Below are 8,191 nucleotides of genomic sequence, written 5' to 3'. Positions count from 1 at the left end.
GGCGGGCGCGGTCCGGCGAGCCGGTGCGCCGACGGTGCGACGTGCGCGACGCGCACCGTCGGCGGACCGGGCGGTGCGGCCGCGCAGGCCGGTGCGGCGCGTGCGGGCGTCGGCGAGAGCGGTGCGGCGCAGCCGCTCGTGGTGCTCGTCGAGCGCGGTGTCGTAGACGGTCAGGGGATGCATGGTGTGCTCCTGCGGGCATGCCGGGGCGCACCCCGGTCAGGGGTGTCCTCGTGGTGGATGGGTGCCCCTACTGCACCAGGAGCGGCCCCTCGGTGGCGAGGCATTTGCCGCGCGGTCGCGTCGTGGAAGGATGCGGCCGACCGGCGGCGGGCGTCCGCCCGCCCGGTGCGCGAGGGAGAGGTGACGTGCCGGCGCGACCCGACCCCGCACCGTCCGACCCCGCGCCGGTCGGCGCGCCACCGATCGACACCGCGCCCGGCCCGCCGGCACCGCGGCGCCGTACGGCCGTCGCTCTCGCCCGCCGGGTGCGGGCCCTCGCTCCGGCGTGGGGGCTGCCGACCGCCGTCGGCGCCCTCGTCGCCGCGCTGTGCACCGTGTACTCGCTCGCGCAGTGGGACGCGTTCGTCGTGAAGTCCTGGGACCTGGGGATCTTCACGCAGCTCGCGGCCCGCTACGCCCACCTCGAGGCGCCCGTCGTCCACGTCAAGGGACCCGACTACCACCTGCTGGGCGACCACTTCCACCCGCTGCTGGTGCTGCTGGGGCCCGTGTACGCCGCGTTCCCGTCGGCGCTCACGCTGCTGGTCGTGCAGAACGTCCTGCTCGGGGTCGCGGCCGCGGTCGTCACGCGCGCCGCGGTGCCGCTGCTCGGGCAGGTCGTCGGCGGGCTCGTCGGGCTCGCCTTCGGGCTGAGCTGGGGGCTGCAGTACGCGGTCGAGGCGCAGTTCCACGAGATCGCGTTCGCGGTGCCGCTGCTGGCCGTCGCGCTCGCGGCCGTGCTGCGCGAGCGGTGGCGCACGGCCGTCGTCGCCGGTGCGCTGCTCGTGCTGGTCAAGGAGGACCTGGGACTGACGACGGCCGTGCTGGGCCTGCTGGTCGCCTGGCGTGCGCGGCGCGCGTCGTACCTGTGGCTGTCGGCGTGGGGCGTCGGCGCGTTCGTGCTCGCGACGCGCGTCGTGCTGCCCGCGCTCAACCCCGCCGGCGAGTGGGCCTACGGGTCGCGGCTCGACGTGCTGGCGGCCCTGTCGGACCCGCTCGCGCTGTACGCGCCCGCCAAGGCGTACACGCTCTGGCTGCTGGTGGTCGTGACGGGCGGGATCGCGCTGCGGTCGCCGTTCGTGCTGGTCGCCGGCCCGACGCTCGCGTGGCGCTTCCTGTCCGCCGAGCCCGGCTACTGGGCGCCGACCTGGCACTACAGCGCCGTGCTCATGCCGATCGCGTACCTCGCGATGCTCGACGGGATCGACCGCGCCCGCCGCGGCCGGGTGGGGTGGTTGCGCCGGTACGCGCGGTACGCGCCGGCGGTCGGGCTCACGGCGACGCTCGTGCTGCTGCCGCAGTGGCCCCTGTGGCAGCTGACGAACCCCGGCCTGCACTTCGCGGCGCCGCGCGCCGACGCCGCCCGGGCGACGCTCGCGGCGGTCCCCGACGGGGTGGTCGTCGAGACCGACGTCGGCCTCATGTCGTACCTCGTCGACCGCACCGACGTGTACTACCTCGGCAACCGCAACCCCGTGCCCGACTACCTCGTCATCGACCGCGTCGGCGGCGGCACGCCCCAGGAGTGGGGCGACGTCCTGCAGGTCGCGCGGCTGCTGCACCCCGACGCGACGTTCGAGGTCGTGCACGTGCAGGACGGGTACGAGGTCGCCCGCGCGGTCGGGTGACGGCCCGCGGCGACCACGGCGCCCCCGGCAGGACTCGAACCTGCAACCGACGGATTAGAAGGCCGTTGCTCTATCCATTGAGCTACGGGGGCTGGTGCTCCCCAGCCTAGTGGTGGGGCTCGCGGCGGCCGTCGTGAGGTCGCGGCGCGCGCCTCGGCCCCCGCGGGTGTGACGAGTCCGTGGCGTGTCACCCGCGTGCCGCGTTTGGCCTGGTCAGATGTGGCACCGACAATGGTGCCGTGAGTGCGCAGCCCGGGACCGAGCCTGCGCGGGCGCCCGCGCCCGCGTCGGGCCGCGTCGCGCCCTCCTCGCCGGGCTGGGCCGCGTCCCCGGCGGCCGTCGAGATGCTCGCGCGCCCGCTCGCGCAGACGTCGCTGCTCGACGCGGTGCGCGACCTGCGCCGCGACGTCGACGCGACCACGTTCCCGCTGGAGATCCCGGGCGTCGACGCCGCGCGCGGGTCCCGTGCACGGCTCGTCGACCAGCTCGACGAGCACCTCGTGCCGCGTCTGACGGAGCTGTCCGCCCCGGCGGTCGTGGTCGTCGCCGGGTCGACCGGCGCCGGCAAGTCGACGCTGGTCAACTCGCTGGTCGGCCAGGAGGTGACCGCGGCGGGCGTGCTGCGCCCCACGACGCGCCAGCCCGTGCTGGTGCACCACCCGCTGGACACGGACCTGCTGTCGCACCACCCGGTGCTCGCGGAGGTCGAGGCGGTCGCGGTCGACACCGTGCCGCGCGGCATCGCGATCCTCGACGCGCCCGACCTCGACTCGGTGCTGGACTCCAACCGCGACACCGCGCACCGGCTGCTCGAGGCCGCCGACCTGTGGCTGTTCGTCACGACCGCGGCGCGGTACGGCGACGCGCTGCCGTGGCAGGTCCTCGAGGCCGCCGTGGAGCGGTCGACGTCGGTCGCGATGGTCCTCAACCGGGTGCCAGCCGCGTCGCTGCCGACCGTGCGCGGCGACCTGCTGGACCGGCTGCGCGTGCACGGCCTGGCCGGCTCGCCGCTGTTCGTCATCCCCGACGTGGGTCCTCACGCCGGGCCCCTCGTGCCCAGCACGGTCGCACCCGTGCTGCGGTGGCTCACGATGCTGGCCGGCCCGGACCGTGCCCGCACGGTCGTCGCGCGCACGCTGCGCGGGGCCCTGGACGCGCTGCGCCCGTGGGTCGACGAGCTCGCCGAGGCCGTGCAGGACCAGGTGGACGCCGCCGCGCGGATCGCCGAGGTGCTCGACGCCGCGACCGTGGAGCCGTCGGACGCCGCGGCGGACACGGTCGGTGCGGGCGCCGTCGCCGACGGCGCGGTGCGCGCGCGGTGGGCCGAGCTGCGCGCCGCACGGGCCCCGTTCGCGCGGCTCGTCGGCCGCTCGGGCCGCGTGCGGGGCTCCGCGCGCGCCGGGCGGGCACGGTCCGCCGCCGCGGCCCCGATGCTGGCCGACCTCACCGAGTCGGCGACCGCGGTGCTGACGGCGATCGGGCAGCGCGGCGAGGAGACCCTGCGTCACGCGCTCACGGGCCCCGCGGCGCCCGCCGGGGCGGCGTCCGTCCTGGCGCGGTGGCCCGCGCCCGACGGCACCCGCGCGGCGGCGGCCGAACGGGCCGCCCGCGCGTGGGTGGGCGAGGGGGCGCGCGCCGTGCGCAGCACGCTCGCCGCGGGCACGGGCGACGCGCGGCGTCGCGAGCAGGTCGCCCGGGCCGTCGGCGAGGACGGGCTGGCGGCGCTCGCGCTCGCGGCCGCGGCGGGCGTCGACGACGCCGCCGAGGTCGCCCGCACGCTCCTCGGCGAGGCCGGCGACACGCTCGTCGTGACGCTGCGCGACGACCTCGTGCGGCGCGCCCGCGCGCAGGTCGACGTCGAGCGCGCGGCGGCGGACGCCGCGCTCGACGACCAGGACCTCGCCGCCGACGCGTCGTCGCGGCTGCGGCTGCGCCTCGCCGTCCTCAAGGGGCTGACGTGAGCGACGACCCGACCACGACCACGGTGCCGACCGTGCCCGGCGACGCGTCGCGGACCGCAGCGCGTCCCGTGCCGGCGGAGGACGCGCCGACCTCGGGCGCCGCACCGGCCGGCGCCGTCCGGGGCGCCGTCACCGCGGAGCTCGAGGAGCGCGTCGCCGCGCTCGGCGGCGCGCTCGCGGCGGGTGGCGACCGGCTCGACCCCGAGGTCGTCGAGCGGGTCGAGGCGACCGTCGAGCGCGTCCGGGAGCGCCTCGCGCTGGGCGTCGACCACACGGTCGTCGCGCTCGCGGGCGGCACGGGCTCGGGCAAGTCGAGCCTCTTCAACGCGGTGAGCGGGCTGCGGTTCGCCGACGTGGGCGTGCGCCGACCGACGACGTCGCGCGTCACGGCCTGCGTGTGGGGCGGTGACGGCGACGACCTGCTCGACTGGATCGGCGTCGACGACGAGCACCGCATCGAGCGCGAGAGCCTGCTCGACGGCGACCGCGAGGCGTCGCTGCGCGGCCTGGTGCTGCTCGACCTGCCGGACCACGACTCGATCGCGCCCGAGCACCGCGACGTCGTCGACCGCGTGCTGCCGCAGGTCGACCTGCTCGTGTGGGTCGTCGACCCGCAGAAGTACGCCGACGACGCGCTGCACTCGGGCTACCTGCGGCGCATGACCGGCCGGGACGCGTCGATGCTGGTGGTGCTCAACCAGGTCGACACGGTGCCCTCGGACGTGCGTGGCGACCTCGTGGCCGACGTGCGGCGCCTGCTCGTCGAGGACGGTCTGCCCGACGTGCGCGTGCACGAGGTGTCGACCGTCACGGGCGAGGGCGTCGCGGAGCTGCGCGACGTGCTCGCCGCGGCGGTCGCGCAGCGGTCGGGCGCTGCCGTGCACGCGGACGCCGAGGTGGCGGACGCGGCGCGGCTCGTGCGCTCGCAGGTCGCGGCGCGGGACCCCGCGCCGGGTGCGCTCGCGCTCGGCGTGGTCGTGGACCGGCTGGCGTCGGCCGCCGGTCTGGCGGCCGTGGGCGCGGCCGTCGCCGCGGCGGTGCGCGGCGGTGCGACGCGTGCCCCCGGGCTGGGTGACGTGCACGCCGACGGTGTCGGTCTGGCGCGCGCGTCGTGGCTGTCCGGCATCACGCAGGGTCTGCCGTCGCGGTGGTCGGCGGACCTGCGCGAGCGGGTCGCGACGACGGCCGAGCTGCGGCTGGCGGTCACGGACGCGCTCGCGCACGTGCCGCTCGCGGTGCGGCGCTCGCGCGCGGCCGACGCGCTGCTCGGGGTCGCCGCCGTGGCGGCGCTCGGCGCGCTCGTGCTCGCGGGCCTGCTGGTCGCGGACGGTGCCGGCGCCGCGGTGCCGTGGGTGCCGACGGGCGTCCTGGTCGGCGCCGCGGTGGCCGCCGCCCTCGTGCTGCTGGTCGCGTCGTCGCTCGTGCGGCGACGTGCGGCGGTGCGGCGTGGCGCGCGGGTCGTGGCGGACGGACGCTCGGCGCTCGAGTCGGTCGCGCGGGTGCGGCTGCTGGCCCCCACGCAGGACGTCCTCGCGGAGCACCGCCAGGTGCGCGAGCTCGCGCAGCGCGCGGGCGCCGGCGACTGAGCGCACGGCCGGTCGCCCCTGCCGGGTGACGCCTCGACGACCCCGCGTCGTCACCCAGCCGACCACGGCCCCGTCACGTGCGACGGCGTCCGCGGCGCGGTCCCCGTGACGCGTGGCGCACCGCCGCGCGCGGCCACGATGGCCGCACACGCCCCGGATCCCCGGGGCCTCGCGGACAGGGGACAGGCATGGGAACGCACACGCAGGACGTGACGGTCGTCGGGTGGGTCGGGTCCGACCTTCGCAGCTACCACCTCGACGGGCTCGGCGGCGTGCCGTACGCGCAGTTCCGGCTCGCGTCGACGCGCCGGGTGGTCGACCGCGAGAACGGCGGCTTCCGCGACGGCCCGACGCTGTGGTTCACGGTGAAGGCCTGGCGCACGACGGCCACGAACCTCGCGGCGTCGCTGCGCAAGGGCGACCCCGTGGTCGTCGTGGGGCGGCTGGCGCAGTCGGAGTGGGTCGCGCAGGACGGTGCGCCGCGCTCCGAGCTCGTGCTCGAGGCGCTGTCCGTGGGGCACGACCTCACGTTCGGCACGGCGCAGTTCCGGCGCTCCCTGGGCGGCGGCCGGCGGCGCGACGACGAGCCGGGCGCGGCCGACGTCACGGCCCTGGGCGAGCGGCCCGCCGTGCTGGCCGACGACCCGTGGGCCGCGGCGGCGGAGCCGGCGGCCTCCGACGAGCCGGACGAGGCGGCGGACGTGGCCGACGACCTCGTGGGGATCGACGACGCGGCGTCCGACGAGACGCGCGCCGTGCCGGCGCTGGCCGGACGCGACTGATCGCCTAGGCTGGTGGATCGGCATCCGGCGCCGCCGGCCGGCGCCCGCGCACCCCGACGTCCGTGCACCTCGTGCACGCGGGTGCGCGCGCGTCCCGGCCCGCGGCGCCACCACGACTCACCAGGAGCGGACGAGCACCCAGTGGCTGAGTTCATCTACAGCATGTACAAGGCGCGCAAGGCGCACGGCGACAAGGTCATCCTCGACGACGTCTCCCTCAACTTCCTGCCCGGCGCCAAGATCGGCGTCGTCGGCCCGAACGGTGCGGGCAAGTCGACGATCCTCAAGATCATGGCGGGCCTCGACCAGCCGTCGAACGGCGAGGCTCGGCTGTCGCCCGGCTACACGGTCGGCATCCTGCAGCAGGAGCCGCCGCTGAACGAGGAGAAGACGGTCCTCGGCAACGTCGAGGAGGGCGTCGCCGAGATCAAGGGCAAGCTCGACCGCTACAACGAGATCTCGGCGCTCATGGCCGAGCCGGACGCGGACTTCGACGCGCTGCTCGCCGAGATGGGCCAGCTCCAGGAGGCCATCGACGCGGCCGACGCGTGGGACCTCGACGCGCAGCTCGAGCAGGCGATGGACGCGCTGCGCTGCCCGCCTGCCGACGCCGACGTGAGCGTGCTGTCCGGTGGTGAGCGCCGCCGCGTCGCGCTGTGCAAGCTGCTGCTCGAGAAGCCCGACCTGCTGCTGCTCGACGAGCCCACCAACCACCTCGACGCCGAATCGGTGCTGTGGCTCGAGCAGCACCTGCAGCAGTACCCGGGCGCGATCCTCGCGGTCACGCACGACCGGTACTTCCTCGACCACGTCGCGGAGTGGATCTGCGAGGTCGACCGCGGCCGCCTCTACCCGTACGAGGGCAACTACTCGACGTACCTGGAGAAGAAGCAGGAGCGTCTGCAGGTCCAGGGCAAGAAGGACGCCAAGCTCGCCAAGCGCCTCAAGGAGGAGCTGGAGTGGGTGCGGTCGAACGCCAAGGGACGCCAGACCAAGTCGAAGTCGCGTCTCGCGCGGTACGAGGAGATGGCGGCCGAGGCCGAGCGGACGCGGAAGCTGGACTTCGAGGAGATCCAGATCCCGCCGGGCCCGCGCCTGGGCAACGTCGTCCTCGAGGCGACCGACCTGCAGAAGGGCTTCGACGGGCGTCAGCTCATCGACGGGCTGAGCTTCACGCTGCCGCGCAACGGCATCGTCGGCGTCATCGGCCCCAACGGCGTCGGCAAGACGACGCTGTTCAAGACGATCGTCGGCCTCGAGCCGCTCGACGCGGGCGACCTGAAGATCGGCGAGACCGTCAAGATCTCGTACGTCGACCAGTCGCGCGGCGGCATCGACCCCAAGAAGACGCTGTTCGAGGTCGTCTCGGACGGGCTCGACTTCCTCAAGGTCGGCAACGTCGAGATCCCGTCGCGCGCGTACGTCGCGTCGTTCGGCTTCAAGGGCCCGGACCAGCAGAAGCCCGCGGGCGTGCTGTCCGGCGGTGAGCGCAACCGCCTCAACCTCGCGCTCACCCTCAAGCAGGGCGGCAACCTCCTGCTGCTCGACGAGCCCACCAACGACCTCGACGTCGAGACGCTCGGCTCGCTCGAGAACGCGCTGCTCGAGTTCCCCGGCTGCGCCGTGGTCGTGTCGCACGACCGGTGGTTCCTCGACCGTGTGGCGACGCACATCCTCGCCTACGAGGGCACCGAGGAGAACCCGGCCAGCTGGTACTGGTTCGAGGGCAACTTCGCCTCCTACGAGGAGAACAAGGTGCAGCGCCTCGGCGCCGACGCGGCACGTCCGCACCGCGTGACGTACCGCAAGCTGCGCCGCGACTGACCGCTCGCCGCCGCGCGGTCGCGGGGACGCCTCACGCGGCGCCGTCGCGACCGCTCACGGACCGACCGCAGGGCCCGGACGCCACGTGCGTCCGGGCCCTGCGGCGTCACCGGGCCGCGCGTCGCGCCCTCGGGCAGACTGACGCCATGACGGAGCCCGAGGTCAGCGGCCCGGGGCGCGCCGCGCCC

At 75.9% G+C, this 8,191-nt stretch carries 6 protein-coding genes and 1 tRNA gene; 5 read left to right on the top strand and 2 right to left on the bottom strand.

Annotated elements, in window-relative coordinates:
• Positions 1–183: hypothetical protein (locus CS2_RS16900; RefSeq protein WP_156442187.1), on the bottom strand; the 183-nt coding region annotated here is incomplete at its 3' end.
• A gap of 185 nt (positions 184–368) precedes the next feature.
• Here CS2_RS16900 and CS2_RS16895 point away from each other — a divergent pair.
• Positions 369–1,850, top strand: coding sequence for a DUF2079 domain-containing protein (locus CS2_RS16895; protein WP_070320853.1), 1,482 nt, complete (start codon positions 369–371; stop codon positions 1,848–1,850).
• Positions 1,851–1,869: 19 nt separating this feature from the next.
• Here CS2_RS16895 and CS2_RS16890 read toward each other — a convergent pair.
• Positions 1,870–1,942 (bottom strand) — tRNA-Arg (locus tag CS2_RS16890).
• 147 nt (positions 1,943–2,089) lie between these two features.
• Here CS2_RS16890 and CS2_RS16885 point away from each other — a divergent pair.
• The 4 genes from CS2_RS16885 (at position 2,090) to ettA (ending at position 8,003) form a co-directional block, all read left to right on the top strand.
• Positions 2,090–3,811 (top strand): dynamin family protein, encoded by a 1,722-nt coding sequence (locus CS2_RS16885; protein WP_070320852.1) that lies wholly within the window; start codon positions 2,090–2,092, stop codon positions 3,809–3,811.
• Positions 3,808–5,397: a GTPase gene (locus CS2_RS16880; RefSeq protein ID WP_070320851.1), complete on the top strand. Its 1,590-nt coding sequence runs from the start codon at positions 3,808–3,810 to the stop codon at positions 5,395–5,397. Before CS2_RS16885 ends, CS2_RS16880 begins: the two co-directional genes overlap by 4 nt.
• 188 nt (positions 5,398–5,585) lie before the next feature.
• Positions 5,586–6,179 carry a single-stranded DNA-binding protein gene (locus CS2_RS16875; RefSeq protein ID WP_082740322.1) on the top strand — a complete coding sequence of 198 codons (594 nt, stop codon included), beginning with the start codon at positions 5,586–5,588 and terminating at the stop codon, positions 6,177–6,179.
• A gap of 141 nt (positions 6,180–6,320) precedes the next feature.
• The gene (gene ettA, locus CS2_RS16870; RefSeq protein ID WP_046528014.1) at positions 6,321–8,003 is read left to right on the top strand and encodes an energy-dependent translational throttle protein EttA; all 1,683 of its coding nucleotides are present in this window, start codon (positions 6,321–6,323) and stop codon (positions 8,001–8,003) included.
• Positions 8,004–8,191: the final 188 nt, after the last annotated feature.

The organism is Cellulomonas iranensis NBRC 101100 = JCM 18110, from assembly GCF_001552375.1.
GTDB classification, from domain to species: domain Bacteria; phylum Actinomycetota; class Actinomycetes; order Actinomycetales; family Cellulomonadaceae; genus Cellulomonas; species Cellulomonas iranensis.
Note: the sequence above shows the minus strand (reverse complement) of the source record. Positions and strands in the feature narration are given on the sequence as shown.

What these genes read in the sequence shown, in the direction of transcription:
- CS2_RS16875 (WP_082740322.1), top strand. Translation starts at nt 5,586, where the DNA reads ATGGGAACGCACACGCAGGACGTGACGGTCGTCGGGTGGGTCGGGTCC.